The sequence below is a fragment of the Streptomyces sp. NPDC001407 genome (assembly GCF_042895325.1).
Classification (GTDB): Bacteria; Actinomycetota; Actinomycetes; order Streptomycetales; family Streptomycetaceae; genus Streptomyces.
This window is the reverse complement of record NZ_JBIAWF010000003.1, coordinates 18,926-35,312: the sequence shown is the minus strand read 5'-3', so window position 1 is coordinate 35,312 and position 16,387 is coordinate 18,926. Positions and strand designations below refer to the sequence as shown.

At 71.3% G+C, this 16,387-nt stretch carries 15 protein-coding genes; 6 read left to right on the top strand and 9 right to left on the bottom strand.

Annotated features, from left to right (window positions below):
* Positions 1–225 precede the first annotated feature (225 nt).
* Positions 226–1,287, top strand: a complete 1,062-nt coding sequence (locus tag ACFY1P_RS05730) for a lactonase family protein (protein WP_390749820.1) — start codon at positions 226–228, stop codon at positions 1,285–1,287.
* Between the two features lie 175 nt (positions 1,288–1,462).
* On the opposite strand, the gene ACFY1P_RS05725 is transcribed toward ACFY1P_RS05730, so the two are convergent.
* The 3 genes from ACFY1P_RS05725 to ACFY1P_RS05715 form a co-directional block, all read right to left on the bottom strand.
* On the bottom strand, positions 1,463–2,404 hold the full coding sequence (locus ACFY1P_RS05725) for a hypothetical protein (protein WP_361520168.1): 942 nt from the start codon (positions 2,402–2,404) through the stop codon (positions 1,463–1,465).
* A 106-nt stretch (positions 2,405–2,510) separates the two neighbouring features.
* Entirely contained in the window at positions 2,511–3,539 is a 1,029-nt protein-coding gene (locus ACFY1P_RS05720) for a BadF/BadG/BcrA/BcrD ATPase family protein (protein ID WP_361520165.1), read from the bottom strand.
* Positions 3,540–3,552: 13 nt separating this feature from the next.
* Positions 3,553–4,230, bottom strand: a complete 678-nt coding sequence (locus ACFY1P_RS05715) for a uracil-DNA glycosylase (RefSeq protein ID WP_361520162.1) — start codon at positions 4,228–4,230, stop codon at positions 3,553–3,555.
* Between the two features lie 199 nt (positions 4,231–4,429).
* Here ACFY1P_RS05715 and ACFY1P_RS05710 point away from each other — a divergent pair, with 199 nt between their 5' ends.
* Entirely contained in the window at positions 4,430–5,527 is a 1,098-nt protein-coding gene (locus tag ACFY1P_RS05710) for an NADH:flavin oxidoreductase/NADH oxidase (RefSeq protein ID WP_390749819.1), read from the top strand.
* 106 nt (positions 5,528–5,633) lie between these two features.
* Here ACFY1P_RS05710 and ACFY1P_RS05705 read toward each other — a convergent pair whose 3' ends face one another.
* Positions 5,634–6,815 (bottom strand): Ig-like domain-containing protein, encoded by a 1,182-nt coding sequence (locus ACFY1P_RS05705; RefSeq protein ID WP_361520156.1) that lies wholly within the window; start codon positions 6,813–6,815, stop codon positions 5,634–5,636.
* 293 nt (positions 6,816–7,108) lie between these two features.
* Between ACFY1P_RS05705 and ACFY1P_RS05700 the strand changes: the two genes are divergently transcribed.
* The gene (locus ACFY1P_RS05700; RefSeq protein ID WP_361520153.1) at positions 7,109–7,471 is read left to right on the top strand and encodes an ArsR family transcriptional regulator; all 363 of its coding nucleotides are present in this window, start codon (positions 7,109–7,111) and stop codon (positions 7,469–7,471) included.
* A gap of 21 nt (positions 7,472–7,492) precedes the next feature.
* Here the strand turns inward: ACFY1P_RS05700 and ACFY1P_RS05695 are convergent, their stop codons facing one another.
* Positions 7,493–8,842: an FAD-dependent oxidoreductase gene (locus tag ACFY1P_RS05695; protein WP_390749818.1), complete on the bottom strand. Its 1,350-nt coding sequence runs from the start codon at positions 8,840–8,842 to the stop codon at positions 7,493–7,495.
* 217 nt (positions 8,843–9,059) lie between these two features.
* Between ACFY1P_RS05695 and ACFY1P_RS05690 the strand changes: the two genes are divergently transcribed.
* Complete coding sequence (locus tag ACFY1P_RS05690) at positions 9,060–9,617, top strand: PadR family transcriptional regulator (protein ID WP_361520149.1); 558 nt, start codon at positions 9,060–9,062, stop codon at positions 9,615–9,617.
* A 52-nt stretch (positions 9,618–9,669) separates the two neighbouring features.
* Positions 9,670–11,385 (top strand): acyl-CoA dehydrogenase family protein, encoded by a 1,716-nt coding sequence (locus ACFY1P_RS05685; protein WP_390749817.1) that lies wholly within the window; start codon positions 9,670–9,672, stop codon positions 11,383–11,385.
* Between the two features lie 53 nt (positions 11,386–11,438).
* Here the strand turns inward: ACFY1P_RS05685 and ACFY1P_RS05680 are convergent, their stop codons facing one another.
* Positions 11,439–12,758: an aldehyde dehydrogenase family protein gene (locus ACFY1P_RS05680; RefSeq protein WP_390750018.1), complete on the bottom strand. Its 1,320-nt coding sequence runs from the start codon at positions 12,756–12,758 to the stop codon at positions 11,439–11,441.
* A 105-nt stretch (positions 12,759–12,863) separates the two neighbouring features.
* On the bottom strand, positions 12,864–13,895 hold the full coding sequence (locus ACFY1P_RS05675; protein ID WP_390749816.1) for a hypothetical protein: 1,032 nt from the start codon (positions 13,893–13,895) through the stop codon (positions 12,864–12,866).
* 78 nt (positions 13,896–13,973) lie between these two features.
* Here ACFY1P_RS05675 and ACFY1P_RS05670 point away from each other — a divergent pair, with 78 nt between their 5' ends.
* Positions 13,974–14,396: a MarR family winged helix-turn-helix transcriptional regulator gene (locus ACFY1P_RS05670; RefSeq protein ID WP_361520140.1), complete on the top strand. Its 423-nt coding sequence runs from the start codon at positions 13,974–13,976 to the stop codon at positions 14,394–14,396.
* Positions 14,397–14,475: 79 nt separating this feature from the next.
* Here ACFY1P_RS05670 and ACFY1P_RS05665 read toward each other — a convergent pair whose 3' ends face one another.
* Together ACFY1P_RS05665 and ACFY1P_RS05660 are read right to left on the bottom strand one after the other, a co-directional pair.
* Positions 14,476–15,336 (bottom strand): hypothetical protein, encoded by an 861-nt coding sequence (locus tag ACFY1P_RS05665; RefSeq protein ID WP_361520137.1) that lies wholly within the window; start codon positions 15,334–15,336, stop codon positions 14,476–14,478.
* A gap of 10 nt (positions 15,337–15,346) precedes the next feature.
* Positions 15,347–15,913, bottom strand: coding sequence for a papain-like cysteine protease family protein (locus ACFY1P_RS05660; RefSeq protein ID WP_361520134.1), 567 nt, complete (start codon positions 15,911–15,913; stop codon positions 15,347–15,349).
* Positions 15,914–16,387: the final 474 nt, after the last annotated feature.

Sequence of the window (16,387 nt, the reverse complement as noted above, 5' to 3'; positions counted from 1 at the left end):
CATCAGACCATCTATCCGGCTGTTGGCTCAAGAGACGTCGGAATGACTGTACCAATGGCATGGTTACCCACCGTACTGTCGGCGCGCGAAGGGGCCAATGGCAACGCTGAAGGGCGGGCGTCGGCTCCGTCCCGTCCGGAGCCCGCCATCGCCCTGACCTCGGGCTTGTCAGTGGCTCCGTGTAGCGTCAGGTGTACAGAGTGATTCGGTGGGGAGGGTGGCACGGTGATCAGCAGTGACCAGCACAGCCGGCGGGGACGCTTCGCGTACATCGGCTCGTTCACGGCGGCGGGCGGGCCCGGTGTGACGGTCGCCGAGGTCGACAGCCGCACGGGCACGCTCACACCGGTGCATGCCACCGACGCCGTGGCCAACCCGTCCTTCCTCGCGCTGTCTCCCGGAGCGGACATGCTCTACGCGGTGAGCGAGACCGACGAGGGCGCCGTCGCGGCCTTCTCGCTGGCCGATCCCGCTCGGCTGGAACCGCTGGGCGAGCCCGTTCCCGTGCGCGGCGAGGCGCCGACGCACCTCGGCTTCGCGGGCAAGCACCTGTTCACCGCCAACTACGGTTCGGGCAGCGTCAGCGCCCTCCCGGTGCGTACGGGCGGAGCGCTCGGAGCGCCGTCCGCCGTCCTGCCGCACCGGGGTTCCGGCCCCGTGGCGGACCGGCAGCGCGGTCCGCACGCGCACGCCGTCGTGCCCGACCCCTCCGGGCGCCTGCTGCTCGCCGTGGACCTCGGCACGGATTCGGTGTGGATCTCTGCCCTCGACCCGGTGACCGGTCTGCCGCGCCCGCACCACGAGACGCGGCTCCGGTCCGGGACGGGCCCCCGGCACCTGGCCTTCCATCCCGGGGGCGACCGCGCGTACGTCCTCAACGAGCTGGTCCCGACCGTCACGGTGTGCCGCTGGGACGCGGCGGAGGGCTCTCTGGTGCCGGCCGGGGAGACGCGCGTTCTCAGGCCCGGCACGGATGCCGTCGCCTATCCGTCGGAGCCCGTGGTCTCCGAGGACGGGCGGTTCCTGTGGGTCGCCGTCCGAGGGCACGACAGCATCACCACCCTCGCCCTCGACGCGTCCGGCGACATCCTCGGGATCCACGCCTCCACCCCCTGCGGAGGCCACTGGCCCCGCGATCTCACGCTCCACCCCAGCGGCCGGTATCTCTACGCCGCCAACGAGCGGTCGGGTGACGTGACCTGGTTCGCGATCGACCCCGACACGGGCATACCGAGCCCCGCCGGGGCGCTCGCCGTGCCCGCCGCCTCCTGCGTGATCTTTTCCTGACACCGCACCGGAACGGCCGGAGGGGCTGAAACGGCCGGAGGGGCTCCCGCGGTGCGGGAGCCCCTCCGGACCGGACGGCTCCGGCCCGCCGTTCCGGGGCCTTGCCGTCAGGGTGTGTGGCACGTGGCGGCAGCGTTCGCCCTGCCGGTCACGCGCGTTCGTACGGGATGGATCGTCAGCGGACCGGTGCGCCCTGGAGCGACGGCTGGGTCGTCAGGCCCAGCACCGCCGCGTACTTCGCCAGGGCCAGCTTGCCGATCGCCGGGTAGGCGCCGAGCGGTTCGGCCGAGGCGCAGGACACCTCGCGCGCGGCCTCGGCCGCGAGACCCTCGGCCACCTCGGGGCCGATGATGCAGGGCGCGAGCGCCAGATTCCGGGAGCCGGAGGAGCGCAGCTGCTCCGCGGCGCGGGCGATGCCGCCTTCCTCGTCCAGCGCCGCCGCGAGCACCGGCACGGCCAGGCGGGCCGACAGCAGCATGCCGGTGATGCCCGCCGCCTGCACGGCCTCCTCGCCGCCGACGGTCGCCAGGATGATGCCGTCCGCGGCGGTTGCAACTGTGAACAGTCGCGCCCGGTCGGCGCGGGCCAGCCCGGCCTCCGAGAGACGCACGTGCAGGGCCTCGGCGAGCAGCGGGTGCGGGCCCAGCGTGTCGGTGAGCTCGGTGACGGAACCGCTGTTCATCACCGCTTGGCGTATGCGGCGCAGCTGCGAGCTGTCGGGACCCGCCAGCAGCGGCACGGCCACGGCGGTCGGGAAGCGGTCCCAGGAGTCGGCTCCGTCCCCCTCGGAGCCGTCCTGGGCTTCGCCGGCGCGAGCGGCCCGCTGGGCCGCCGCGTGGGCCAGCACCGACTCCAGTGACGGATACCCCACGTCGCCGCCTTCGGCGTCCACATAGCCGATGCGCGCGTCGAGCCCGGGGAGCTCGGAGCGGGCGATGCTGAGGGTCTCCTCGGCGAGCTGCCGGGTGGCGAGGTCGGGCGTCCCCGGCACGGCGAGGACGAGCGGCGGCGCGCCCGTCGGCGCGGCCGCCGGTTCCGGCCGCCGGTGTCGACCGGGCTGGCGGGGACGCGGCATTCGTACAGGCAGGCCAGGCGCGGGCCCTGTGGGGGAGCTCATGGCGCCGCATGTTAGCCGTTCATCGCACCGGGCCGTTCGGGCGGGGGCGATACAGCGCCGTCTGTCCGGATTTATTCGTCCAGACATACGGTCCACGAAGAGTCGTTCAGCAAATGATACGCAACATCACGGGATCCGTCGGCAAGTGCAGACTGTCCGTCACCAAGGCTCCTGCCACGCGCAATGCGCCGTCGAGCGGTGTGCCCTGGGCGGGAACGAGCTGTGCGTGAGGCAGTTGCGATTGCAATTCTTCGCGCAGTGGTGCGAGCAGCGGGTCACCCATGCGAAACAGTCCGCCCGTGAGTGCGACTTCACACGTCACACCGGCCGCACCCGGCCCGGCCGTTTCCGCTGCCGCGTGCGTCGATCGGCCGGAAACCGGCCATCGGCGCGGGCATGCGGCGGCGGCGGTCTCGGCGATGTGCCGGGCCGCCTCGCGGAGGATCCGGGCCGCGACGGGATCCTCCGGAGCGCACCGGGCGACCTCGGGCGCGAACGAGGCGAGGACCGCGGGCCGGTCCGGGCGCGGGTAGAGCGCGGCGGGCAGATCCGGCGCCGGGCCGAGAGTGGTGGTCATCCGGGCCAGCAGCGCGTCCGATCCGCCGGCCCGCCCGTCGTGCGCGCGCAGCGCCGCCTCGAGCCCGGCGCGGCCGATCCACGCACCGCTGCCGCAGTCGCCCAGCAGATGACCCCAGCCGTCCGCGCGGCGCCAACCGCCTTCCTGGGTCAGGTCGGTGCCGAGCGCGATCATCCCGGTGCCCCCGGCCACCACCGCGCCGGGGCGCTGGCCGAGCGCTCCCGCGTAAGCGGTGACCGCGTCCGAGGCGAGCGCGAGGCGGCGCACTCCGAGGGCCTCACGCAGGGCGCCGGGCAGGACGGCGCGGAGCTCGTCGCCCAGCGCGGCCATTCCGGCGGCGCCCACGCAGGCGGCTTCGCAGGCTTGCGCTCCGGCGCGGGTGAGCAGGTCCCTGGCGGCGGGCAGGACGTGATCGAGGAGCCGCCGGGCTGCCACCCCCGCCGGGGCGGGAGAGGTCCAGGTCAGTGGCGGGCCGCTGCCGTCGGCGGGGGCCAGGGCGATCCGGATGCCCGAACCGCCCGAGTCGACCCCCAGCACATGGCCCGCCGGGCCTGTCACAGGCCCGGCCGGCTCACGGCAGCTGCCAGTTCACGGGGGCGGCCCCCTGGCGGGCCAGCAGCTCGTTGGCCCGGCTGAAGGGCCGGGAGCCGAAGAAGCCGCGGTCGGCCGACATGGGGGAGGGGTGCGCGGACTCGACGGACGGCACATCGCCCAGCAGTGGCCGCAGATTGCGCGCGTCACGGCCCCACAGGATCGCCACCAGCGGGCCGCCGCGGGCGACGAGCGCGCGGATCGCCTGCTCGGTGACCTCCTCCCAGCCCTTGCCCCGGTGCGCCGCGGGCTTGCGCGGAGCGGTGGTCAGGGCCCTGTTGAGGAGCAGGACGCCCTGCTGGGTCCACGGCGTGAGATCGCCGTTGGACGGGCGGGGGAGACCCAGGTCGGTGTGCAGCTCGCGGTATATGTTCTCCAGGCTGCCGGGCAGCGGGCGCACCTCGGGCGCGACCGAGAAGCTCAGCCCCACGGCATGGCCGGGCGTCGGATACGGGTCCTGACCGACGATCAGCACTCTTACGTCGTCGAAGGGTTGCTGGAAGGCCCGCAGCACATTCGCGCCGGAGGGCAGATACGTACGGCCCGCGGCGATCTCGGCGCGCAGGAAGTCGCCCATCGACGCGATGCGCCCGGCCACCGGTTCCAGCGCCTTGGCCCAGCCGTGTTCGACGATCTCGTTCAAAGGTCGTGCAGCCACGGGGCGTCACTCTACTGGCTCAGTGCGTGCCCGTACGAACGCGTCCGGCCCATGGGCAGGTTCCGGCCGGGGGCGTGTCCCTCGAACGGGGGTCCCGCCAGCTTGTACGAGAGGTGTCGTAATTCGAGAATTCTCGTAGTACGGTGTTTCTCGTACCAGCCGCAGCGCGTCGGCTGCACCGGCGGAAACGGAGTCTTTGATGAGTGCCCTCTTCGAGCCCTTCACCCTGCGCTCGCTGACCATCCCCAACCGGGTCTGGATGGCGCCCATGTGCCAGTACAGCGCGGACGACCACGGCCCCGACATGGGTGTGCCGCACGACTGGCACTTCGCCCACCTCGCCGCCCGGGCCGTCGGCGGCGCGGGGCTGATCCTCACCGAGGCCACGGCTGTCTCCCCCGAGGGGCGCATCTCGCCCGCCGACCTGGGGCTGTGGAACGACCGGCAGGTGGCGGCATTCCGGCGCATCACCTCCTTCCTGGAGGCCCACGGCGCGGTGCCGGCTGTCCAGCTCGCGCACGCCGGACGGAAGGCGTCGACCGAGCGGCCGTGGCGCGGCGGCGGTCCCGCCGGCCCGGAGGCGTACGGCTGGACGACCGTCGCGCCCTCCCCGCTGCCCTTCGCGGAGGGCTATCCCGCGCCGCGCGAGCTGACCAAGGACGACATCGCCCAGGTGGTCGCCGACTTCGCCGCCGCCGCTCGGCGGGCGCTCGCGGCCGGCTTCAAGGTCGTCGAGATCCACGGCGCCCACGGCTATCTGATCAACGGGTTCCTCTCCCCGCACAGCAACCACCGCACCGACGAGTACGGCGGCTCCTTCGAGAACCGCACCCGGTTCGCGCTGGAGGTCGTGGACGCGGTGCGCGCGGTGTGGCCCGAGGAACTGCCCGTGTTCTTCCGGATCTCCGCCACGGACTGGCTCACGGAGAACGCCGAGGACGACCGGGAAGGCTGGACCGCGGACGAGACCGTGCGGTTCGCGAAGGACCTCGCCGCGCACGGCGTGGACCTGCTCGACACCTCCACCGGCGGCAACGCTCCCGATGCCGTCATCCCCACCGCGCCCGGCTATCAGGTCCCCTTCGCCGCCAGGGTGCGCGAGGAGACCGGCCTGCCCGTGGGCGCCGTCGGGCTGATCACCGACCCCGCCCAGGCCGAGGAGATCGTGGCGTCGGGCCGGGCGGACGCGGTGCTCCTCGGCCGCGAACTGCTCCGCGACCCCTACTGGCCGCTGCGCGCGGCCACCGCTCTGGGGCTGCCGCCGCGCCGGCCCGCCCAGTACCGCAGGGCCGCCTGACGGCTCGGGGGCCACGGGATCAACTCCCGTGGCCCCCGGCCGCGTCGCCCGCTGTGAATGAAGCAGGCTGTGGATGAAGCTGTCTATGGATGAACCGGTGCGGCCGTCACTTCAGCGCGCTGCGCTTCTGCCACTGGTCCCACGTCTCCTGCCAGACCTCGAGGCCGTTGCCGACGTCGGTCACCTTGGTGCTGCTGGTGTTCTTGACCTCGACGGTCGAGCCGATGGGCAGGAAGTCGTAGACCCGCTTGGCGTCGCTGGTGGTCATGCCGAAGCAGCCGTGGCTGTTGTTCTCCACGCCGAGCGACTGGTTCCAGGGCGCCGAGTGCAGGAAGGTGCCGGACGCGGTCAGGTGGGTCACCCACTTCGAGTCCAGCATCCACTCGTTGCCGTGGCCGATGGTGGCGGAGTCCATGGTCTCGTCGGCGTTCTTGCTGCGCACGGTGTGGACGCCACCGCGGGTGGGGTCCACGGGTGAGCCGGCGGAGCCCTTGATGTCCCCGACGGGCTTGCCGTTCTCGTACATCGTCAGCGTGTGGCTGGGCACGTCGATGACGGCCTTGTGGTCGGCGCCTATGGAGAAGCCGAACTGGTAGTTCCGCGCGAACCAGCCGCCCTCACCGGAGTTGACGCCCGAGAGGTTGCCGTTGACGGAGACCTTGGTCCCGGACGGCCAGTAGTCCTTGGGGCGCCAGTCGATCCGGTCCTGGCCCGACCAGTCCTTCACCCAGCCCCAGGCGCCCTCCACCTTCGGCTGCGTGGTGACCTTCAGGGACTTCTCGATCTCGGCGCGCTTGCTCTTGTCCACCGGGTTGTCGAAGAGGATCGAGACGGGCATGCCCGTGCCGACCGTCTGCCCGTCGCCCGGGGTGTTGGTGAGCTTGTTGACCTTCGACGCCTGCTTCGTGGTGAAGGTCGCGGTGGAGGAGGACTCCTTGCCCTTGCCGTCCTTGCCGCCCTTCGCCGTGGAACGCACGGTGTAAGTGGTCTGCGGGCCGACCTTGCCCTCCGAGGTCCAGGAGGAACCGTCGTCGGCCAACTGGCCCGTGACCTTCTGCCCCTTGTCGTCCTTGACCTCGACTCCGGTGAGCCGGCCGCCCTCGGCCTTCACCGATATCGGGGAGCCGAGCTCGACCTCCTTGCCCTCGCCCGGGGTGACGGTGATCCGGGCCTCGGACCCGGCATCGGCACTGGAGCCGCCGGATCCCCCCGAACAGGCGCTGAGCACCAGGGAACCCATCAGGGCGGATGCCAACAGGACGGAGCGACGGCCCGATCCGACGTGCACGTGAGTCGACCTTTCTCGTATCAGCAGAGCCAGCGGCGGTCACGGCCGCGTCGCCCGAACCGGTCGACTGCACCCCCCCGCCACACTTCTACAGATGATCGACACGCATGTACGGTTGCGCGAAAAATAGAAACATTTGTGTGGCTGACCGCTTTTGGTCGATGTCCTGGCCGAAACTCATACGATGCCTCTCGTAGTAAGCAGGTCGGCGAAGTACGATGGATCTCGTACACCGGCTCCCGGGTGCCGCCTTCACGGACCCTCCGAAGCCTTGCCGACCTGAAGGAGCAGCCGTGCAGACGCAGACCCGGCCCCCGTCCCCAGGCCGTTCGCTGGAGCACCCCGAACGGGACGAGATCCGTCTCGAAAGCGTGCTGCACGCGCTCTCCGACCCCCTGCGGCTGAAGATCACCTGCTGTCTCGCCCGCACCGAGGACGAGCTGGCCTGTTCGGTGTTCGAGCTGCCGGTCAGCAAGTCCACCACCACACACCACTTCCGCGTGCTGCGCGAGAGCGGCGTGATCCGCCAGACCTACCGCGGCACCGCGAAGATGAGCGCCCTGCGCCGCGACGACCTCGAAGCCCTCTTCCCCGGGCTGCTCGACGCCGTCCTCACCTCGGCCGCCCATCAGGAGGACCGGCTCGCGGGCGACTGAACCGCCCGGCCGCCGAGGACCTCAGCGCCGGGTGCGGGCCGCGGTCAGCAGCCCCTCCCAGTCCGGGATCTTCACCGGCCCCCGGCCCAGGCGGCGGCCGAGCGCGGACTCCGCGGCCTCGATCCCCAGCCACCCTGGCCACTCGACCACCTCCCGGGCGACCGCGCGCAGTGCCGACCGCGCGTCCTCGACCGGCCTGCGCGCCCCGAGCGCCTCGGCGTCGGCCAGCAGTGAGCCGACCGTCTCCTTGGCGCACGAACGGTTGGTGCCGATCACCCCGGTCGGCCCGCGTTTGATCCACCCCGCCACGTACTCACCGGGCGAGGGCACCCCGTCGCGCAGCACTCTGCCTCGCGCGTGCGGCACGGTGCCCCGCTCGCCGTCGAAGGGCAGCCCCGGGATCGGCACCCCGCGGTAGCCCACCGACCGCAGCACCAGCTGCGCGTCGATCTCCTCGAACCGGCCGGTGCCTCTCACGCCGCCCCGGCCGTCCGGCACGGTCCGCTCGAAGCGCACCGCGCGCACCGCGCCGTCCCCGAGCAGGGCGACAGGACGCAGGAAGAACCGCAGGTGGATCCGGCGCGCCAGGCCCCGTCCCGGTGCCTCTCCCCAGCTCCGCAGGACCTCGACGTTCCGCCTGCTCGCAGACGGCAGCCCCGAGGGGTCCGCCCACGCCGGATCCAGCGCCGTCTCGGCGGGCCGTACGCGGACCTCGGCACCCGGCAGCTCACCCAGCTCGCGCAGCTCCTTGGTGGTGAACTTCGCCTGCGAGGGCCCGCGCCGGCCCACCATGTGGACGTCCCGCACGCGGCTGGCGGCGAGCGCGGCGAGGGCCGCGTCCGGCACGTCCGTCGGCCGCAGCTCATCGGCGCCGCGGCCCAGCACCCGGGCCACGTCGACCGCCACATTGCCCACCCCGATGACCACCGCCGAGCGCGCGCCGAGGACGAAGCCGCCGGGCGCGGCGTCCGGGTGGGCGCTGTACCAGGAGACGAACTCCGTGGCCGAGAAGCTGCCGGGCAGGTCCTCACCGGGAATCCCGAGCCTGCGGTCGGTCGCGGCGCCCACGCAGTAGACCACCGCGTGATAGAGCTCCAGGAGCCGACGCGGTGTCAGGTCACCGGGCCCGTCACCGACCGGGACATTGCCCAGGAAGGCGATGGCCGGGTGCTCCAGCGCCGTGCGCAGGGTGCCCTGGAGCGACTTGATCTTCTCGTGGTCGGGCGCCACCCCGTAGCGCACCAGACCGTACGGACAGGGCAGCCGGTCCAGGACGTCCACCGTCACTCCGGGGACGTCCTGCTGCTGCACCAGTGCCTGGGCGGTGTAGACCCCGCTCGGTCCCGACCCGACGACTGCGACGCGAAGCACGGTGGGGCCCCTTCCCGCGGGGGCGCTCCCCGCAGTCGTCCCGCAGATGCGTCCAGGATGGCACCAGGGGAGGGCCGCGCGGGAGAGGCACCGGAGGCGTGGCGATCGCAGGGGGCCGATTGTGGCCATGCCGGGGCGGCCACGCGCCGGGTGAGCCGTGTCTCACCTGCGGGGCGCCGCTTGTATATGAAACGAGTTGCATAGCAGGATCCGGGGCATGGCGCTCGAGCACGCGATCCTCGTCTCCCTGCTGGAGAAGCCGGGCTCCGGCTATGAGCTGGCCCGGCGGTTCGAGCGGTCCATCGGATACTTCTGGACCGCCACCCACCAGCAGATCTACCGCGTCCTCAAGCGGATGGAGGGCGACGGGCGGCTCGACGTCCGGGACGTGCCGCAGCAGGGCCGGCCGGACAAGAAGGAGTATTCCGTCGCCGCCCCCGGCCGGGCCGCCCTCTCCGAGTGGCTGCACGAACCGATCGAACCCGAGAGCGTCCGTCACGACCTCGCCGTGAAGATCCGCGGCGCGGCCTTCGACGACCCCGCCGCGCTGATCCGCGAGGTCGAACGGCACCACCGGGCGCACTCCGAGCGGCTCGCGCACTATCTCGCGGGCGAGGCGCGCGACTTCACCGGCGCCGAGGCCCCGGACCCGCTCGATGCCGGACAGGAGCTGCAACACGTCGTGCTGCGCGGCGGCATCGCGTACGAGCGGATGACGATCGCCTGGCTCGACGACGTGCTCGCCACCCTCCACCGGCTCCGCCCCCAGCGCTGAATCCCTTACTTCTCCGACACCCTCAACCGTCAAGCCGGAAAGGCGAACATCCATGGCCGACCAGCTTCTGTTCAACCCGCGCACCTACGACCCGGCGCACTTCGACCCCGAGACCCGCAGGCTGCTGCGCGCCACCGTCGACTGGTTCGAGCAGCGCGGCAAGCGCAAGCTGATCGAGGACTACCGCTCCCGCGCCTGGCTGGCGGACTTCCTCGCGTTCTCCGCCAAGGAGGGGCTGTTCGCCACCTTCCTCACCCCGGCCGCCGCCGGGCAGGGGGACGCGCGCTGGGACACCGCCCGGATCGCGGCCCTCAACGAGATCTTCGGCTTCTACGGGCTCGACTACTGGTACGCCTGGCAGGTCACCATCCTCGGCCTCGGCCCGGTCTGGCAGAGCGACAACACCGCCGCGCGCGAGCGTGCCGCGGAACTCCTCACCCAGGGCGAGGTGTTCGCCTTCGGCCTGTCCGAGAAGGCCCACGGCGCCGACATCTACTCCACCGACATGCTGCTGGAGCCCGACGGCGACGGCGGTTTCCGGGCCACCGGCTCGAAGTACTACATAGGCAACGGCAACGCCGCCGGGCTCGTCTCCGTCTTCGGTCGCCGCACCGACGTCGAGGGCCCCGACGGCTACGTCTTCTTCGCCGCCGACAGCCGTCACCCGGCGTACCACCTCGTGAAGAACGTCGTCGACTCCTCGAAGTACGTCAGCGAGTTCCGGCTGGAGAACTACCCGGTCGCGCCGGAGGACGTGCTGCACACCGGACGCGCCGCGTTCGACGCCGCCCTCAACACCGTCAACGTCGGCAAGTTCAACCTCTGCACGGCCTCGATCGGCATCTGCGAGCACGCGATGTACGAGGCCGTCACCCACGCGCACAACCGCGTCCTCTACGGCCGTCCCGTTACCGCCTTCCCGCACGTGCGCCGCGAGCTGACCGACGCGTACGTCCGTCTCGTCGGGATGAAGCTCTTCAGTGACCGCGCCGTCGACTACTTCCGCTCCGCCGGGCCCGACGACCGCCGCTACCTGCTCTTCAACCCCATGACGAAGATGAAGGTGACCACGGAGGGCGAGAAGGTCATCGACCTGATGTGGGACGTCATCGCGGCCAAGGGCTTCGAGAAGGACACCTACTTCGCCCAGGCCGCCACCGAGATCCGCGGGCTGCCGAAGCTGGAGGGCACGGTCCACGTCAACCTCGCGCTGATCCTCAAGTTCATGCGCAACCACCTGCTGGACCCGGCCGACTACGCGCCGGTGCCGAGCCGCCTCGACGCGGCCGACGACGCGTTCCTCTTCCGCCAGGGGCCGGCCCGCGGTCTCGGCTCCGTGCGCTTCCACGACTGGCGCACCGCTTACGACGCGTACGCCGCCGTGCCCAACGTCGCCCGCTTCCGGGAGCAGGCGGACGCCCTGTGCGCGTTCGTCACCACCGCCGCCCCCGACGAGGAGCAGAGCCGCGACCTCGATCTCCTGCTCGCCGTGGGCCAGTTGTTCGCGCTGGTCGTGCACGGTCAGCTGATCCTGGAGCAGGCGCGGCCGGCCGGCCTCGACGAGGACGTGCTGGACGAGCTGTTCGCCGTCCTCGTCCGCGACTTCTCCGCGCACGCCGTCGAGCTCCACGGCAAGGACTCCGCCACCGCCGAGCAGCAGACCTGGGCGCTGGGCGCGGTCCGCCGCCCGGTCGTCGACGAGGCCCGCTCCGCGCGCGTCTGGGAGCGCGTCGAGGCGCTGTCCGGCGCCTACGAGATGGCGCAGTGACAAGCGGTGGCCGCACCCGGCACACCGGGTGCGGCCACCGCCACGACGAGCCCTCAGCCCAGGGGCTTCTCGAGCACCGCCTTGCGGTGGCTGAACGTCTCGATGGAGTAGCGGCCGTGGTAATTGCCCATGCCGCTCTCGCCGACGCCGCCGAACGGCAGGTCCGAGACCGTCAGATGGGCCAGCGGAAGGCCGAACCCGAGCCCTCCGGAGGAGGTTTCGGCCGCGAGGCGCCGCCGGGTCTCCTCGGACTCCGTGAAGGCGTAGAGCGCCAGCGGCTTGTCGCGGTCGTTGATGAAGCCGATGGCCTCGTCCAGGCCGGGGACCGTGACGATGGGCAGGACGGGACCGAAGATCTCCTCCCGCATGACCGGCGCTTCCGGGTCGACGTCGGCCAGGACGGTGGGGGCGATGTACTTCGTGGCGCGGTCGGTGCCGCCGCCGGTCACCACGCGTCCGGAACCGAGCAGGCCGGACAGCCGGTCGAAGTGGCGCTCGTTGACGATCCGCCCGTACGTCCCGGACGCCGCAGGGTCGGATCCGTACAGCTCCTCGACGGCCCGCGCGAGGGCCGGCTCCAGCGCGCGGGCGGTCTCCGGGTCGGTGAGGACGTAGTCGGGCGCCACGCACGTCTGGCCGGCGTTGAGGAACTTGCCGGCCGCGAGCCGTGCCGCGACGACCGCGAGGTCGGTGCCCTTGTCGACGAACACCGGTGACTTGCCGCCGAGTTCGAGGGTGACCGGGGTGAGGTGCCTGGCCGCGGCGGTCATGACGATGCGGCCGACGGTGCCGTTGCCGGTGTAGAAGATGTGGTCGAACCGCTCCTCCAGCAGGGCCGTGGTCTCCGGGATGCCACCGGTCACGACGGCGACCGCGTCGGTGTCGAGATACCGGGGCAGGAGGCGGGCGAGGGCCGCGGAGGTGGCCGGGGCCAGCTCGCTGGGCTTGGCGACCACGGCGTTGCCCGCGGCCAGCGCGCCCACCACGGGGGCGAGGAGCAGCTGCGCCGGGTAGTTCCAGGGCGCGATCACCAGGACGACGCCCAGCGGGTCGTACTGCGTCCAGGCCGTGGCCTCGCCGAGGTGCGCGGGCACCGGGGCGGGCTCGGGCCGCAGCCAGGCGTCGAGGTGGTCGAGGGTGTGGTCGATCTCGCGGATCGTGAAGTCGATCTCGGTGCGGTACGCCTCGTACGCGCTCTTGCCGAGGTCCTCGTGCAGGGCGTCGGCGAGGGCCGCGCCCTCCTCGGTGAGCAGGGTGCGCAAGCGGCGCAGCTGAGTGGTGCGCCAGTCGACGGGCTTGGTACGGCCGGTGCGGAAGGTGGCGCGCAGCCGGGCGACGACGTCGGCGGGCTGCTCGGGAGCGGGGTGGTGCATGGTGCCTCGATCGTGGGTGCGGGGTGCCTCGCCGGAGGGGCTCGGCGGCATGTGCTTGAGGTTCTCAAGCACATGCTTCGATGTAAATGCCAATCTTTCAGGTTGTCAAGCAATGGCCGCGGAGGCCGGAAGTGTCCGGCGCGCCCGCCGGCTCTCGGTGGCCGCCGAGACCGCGAGCAGTGCCACGCCGCCGATCAGCCAGCACACCAGCGAGAGCACGCGGCCGTCGAAGCCCGCGCCGCCGTCGAAGTAGAGCAGGCTGCGGGCGCCCTCGACGAAGCCCGCGCCGTTCCAGAAGCCGTGCAGCGAGCCGAAGAAGCCGTTCTGGAGCTCGGGCCGGAAGACGCCGCCCGACGAGGTGAAGTTCAGCATCACGAAGAGCACCATCAGTGCCAGCGTCGTCCAGCGCTTGAGGAAGGTGTGCAGGCCGATGCCGATGGTGATGACGCCCGCGGAGTAGAGCCAGCCCATGGCCCACACGGTCGCGTAGTCGTGGTCGACGATGTGGAAGACCGGCCCGGCGAGCGCGATGCCGATGACGCTCACCACCACGGAGGTGGCCAGGCCGATCGCCGCCCGGGTCCAGAGCTTGAAGGCCGCGCCGGCGGCCCCGATCGCGGCCACGCTGCCGTACGAGCCGATGCTCAGCGCGACCAGCAGGAAGAAGATGCCCTGCCCGGTCGGGTCGCCCTTGGAGAGCGTGGTGAGGTCGGTGACCGTCAGCGGTACGCCCTGCCGGTCCGCGACGGTGCGGAAGACGGTGGTGGCCGCCACGGCGGTGGTGTCGGAGTTGGCCTTGGCCACCAGCGCCTCGGGGTGCGCGGCGTCCGGGACGTACGCGCCGGCCAGGTCGCGGTCCTCCAGGCGCGCGACGGCGGTCTTGCGGTCCGCGACGGTGGTGACGTCGAGCGTGTCGCCCGCCTTGCTCTGGAGGGTCCGGGCGAGCGCGTCCGCCTTGGCCGAGGTGCCGACGACCGCGACCTTCATCTCGTGCGGTTCCGGCGAGTGGAAGGCGCCCAGGTAGGCGAGGCCCATGCCGAGGCACATCAGCAGCGGGGTCAGGAGGTGGAGCGTGACGTGCTTCGCGTGGTGGCGTGGCCCGTGGGTGGCGTGGCGTGCGTGTGCGGCTGCGGTCATGGGGGCGACTCCTCTGGATTAGGTTGGTAAATGCAACCAATGTCAGATGTATTATGCAACGAATATGGAGGAGGACGTATGCCCGACCGCGATGTGACCATCAGCACCATCCAGCGCGAGCTGACCGCTTTCGCCCGCCGGGCACGCCACAAGGCCGCTCAGATCCACCCCGAGCTGTCCCTGGTCACCTACACCATGCTCGACCACATGAAGGAGACCGGCGGCTGCCGCGGCACGGACCTGGCCGAGCACTTCCTGCTCGACAAGTCCACCGTCAGCCGGCAGACCGCCGTGCTGGAACGCCTGGGCCTGATCGTCCGCGAGCCCGACCCGGACGACCGCCGGGGCCAGATCCTGCGGCCCTCCGAGGACGGCCTGCGGCTTCTGGAGGAAGCGCACCGCCAGCGCAGGGTGACCTTCGAGGAGCGCTTCACGGAGTGGGGCGACGAGGATCTCGAGCGCTTCTCCGGATACCTCCAGCGCTACAACGCGGTGAGCTGACCCGTGTGACGGCTTCGCCCCGGTGCCTGGCCGCAGGGCCGGGCACCGGGGCGAAGGGGAACGGCTTGCCGCGAAGGGCTCAGTCGGTCCTGGCCGCGCGCCTGCGGCGGACGGCGAAGACGCCGCCGATGAACGCCAGCGCCGCGCCCGACCCGCCGACGATCAGCGGGGCCTGCGACGAGGAGCGGTGTGCCGGGGCCGCGGCCCGGTAGCCGCTGGAGTAGCCCTTCGTGTCGTAGTCCGAGCCCGGCTGCTTGTCGGCGAGCCGGCTCTTCAGCAGCGTCTGGTAATCGGCCAGCGGCAGTGAGGACTTGCCGTCGATGGCGCTCTTGGCCGCGTCGTTGAGGGGCTGCACGGTGTTGTCGAGCTTCAGCTCGTACCAGGCGTGGTCCTGCGGGGTGGAGAACACCGCGGCGCCCAGGTCCCCCTTCGTGGGATAGGTGGCGTCGCTGTCGCCCTCGCGCACGGCGGCCAGGTGCCAGCCGCCGCCCTCGGTGGCGCCGAGCATGACCGTGGCGGTGCGGCCGTTGCCCGCGCTGACCGAGGACACCGCGTAGGTGAGCCGGAGGGCGTCGGTGAGGACGGGTTTGGCCTTGCCGGCCACGAAGTCCGGGGTGACCTCGTAGAGGGCGACCGGGTCCTTGACGGTGAAGGACGGCACGCCCTGGCACGGGTCCGTCGCGGCGGGGATCGACTGGGCTCCCCGGGTGCCGCCGTGCGGGACCGGAACGCTGAGGAACCGGCAGACGGTGTTGTGGACGGTCGTCGACTTCACCGCGTCCAGGGCGGCCTGGTAGTTGGGGATGTCGAGGGGGCCGTCGGCGGCGTGGGCCGCTCCGGTCGCCGCCGTCAGCGCCGCGGACGTGCCCAGCGCGAGGCCGAGGGACAGGCGGGCGAGGCGGGTGGTCCGCCGGGTGCTGGAGCTTCTGTTGTCACGCATGATGCCCTCCCTAGCCCTGGATCCGCTCGCGGCTGTGCGTCCACTTGAACGAGCTGTTGCTGACGTAGTCGTTGTAGTTCCACCACGTGTAGGTCTGGGTGTCCGGCCACGGGTCCCCGACGGCGATGGTGTTGTTGGTCTCGTCGTAGCCGTAGACGACGTTCATGTGGCCACCGCCGGACGTCCAGCCGATGCGCACGGCCATGGGCCGGCTCGCGTTGACCTCGTTGGAGACCTCGCTGAACGACAGCGGGCTGCTCACTCCCTGGCCGGTGTTGCTGAAGCCCATGCCCTGCCAGGCACCCGCCATGTCCCCGAGGGTGGCCGGCTGGTTGGCGCAGCTGACGCCGGTCGCGTTGTGCGCGAGATTGCAGAAGTCGGTCTGGCTGTAGTTGTAGCCCCACCAACTGGCGATGGTGTTCCCCGAGGCGTCCCAGCACCACTGGGTCTTTTCCTGTTTCTGCATGCTGATGTCGTCATAGGCCCCCGCCTGGGCCGTTCCGGTGGCGGCCACCAGGAGTCCCGACACGGTCAGCGCGAGGGCCGACGCGGTCGTGGTGAACCTGCTTCTGCTCATCTTTCTTTCCTTCCCGATGAGTTGGTTGCCGGGTGCATCCAACGCTTTACAGGGGCGTGAATGAGAACGCGTGGAAAAGAAAGTCGACAAGAATGTGCGGGCGCTTCCAGGGGTTGCCCGAGGGGAGCAACAGGTGCGAAGCCGGGCAAACTGTGCCGCTGGTGGGAGGATTCTCTCCGCTGGACCCCCGTGTCCGGAGAGGCGGAATTCCAGGACAGCGCAACGAGTCAACGTTAGCCAGAGGTCTCGTGGATGCTTCACCCGGACGAGCGAGCGAACATCATATGAGAGGCGTGGAGTGAGGGGCGAATTCCAGCCTCGTGATTGCCAGGGAAGAAATCCGTGGCATCAATGGAGGTCGCTTGTCCGGTGGTTGTGGAGTTCGCCACTCATGTTTTGCCGCCGTTTCGGCAAGGCTCACCTGAGTTTCTGTCACCGGCCCCGCGGATATCCGATGCGGGCGGTAGGGTCCGC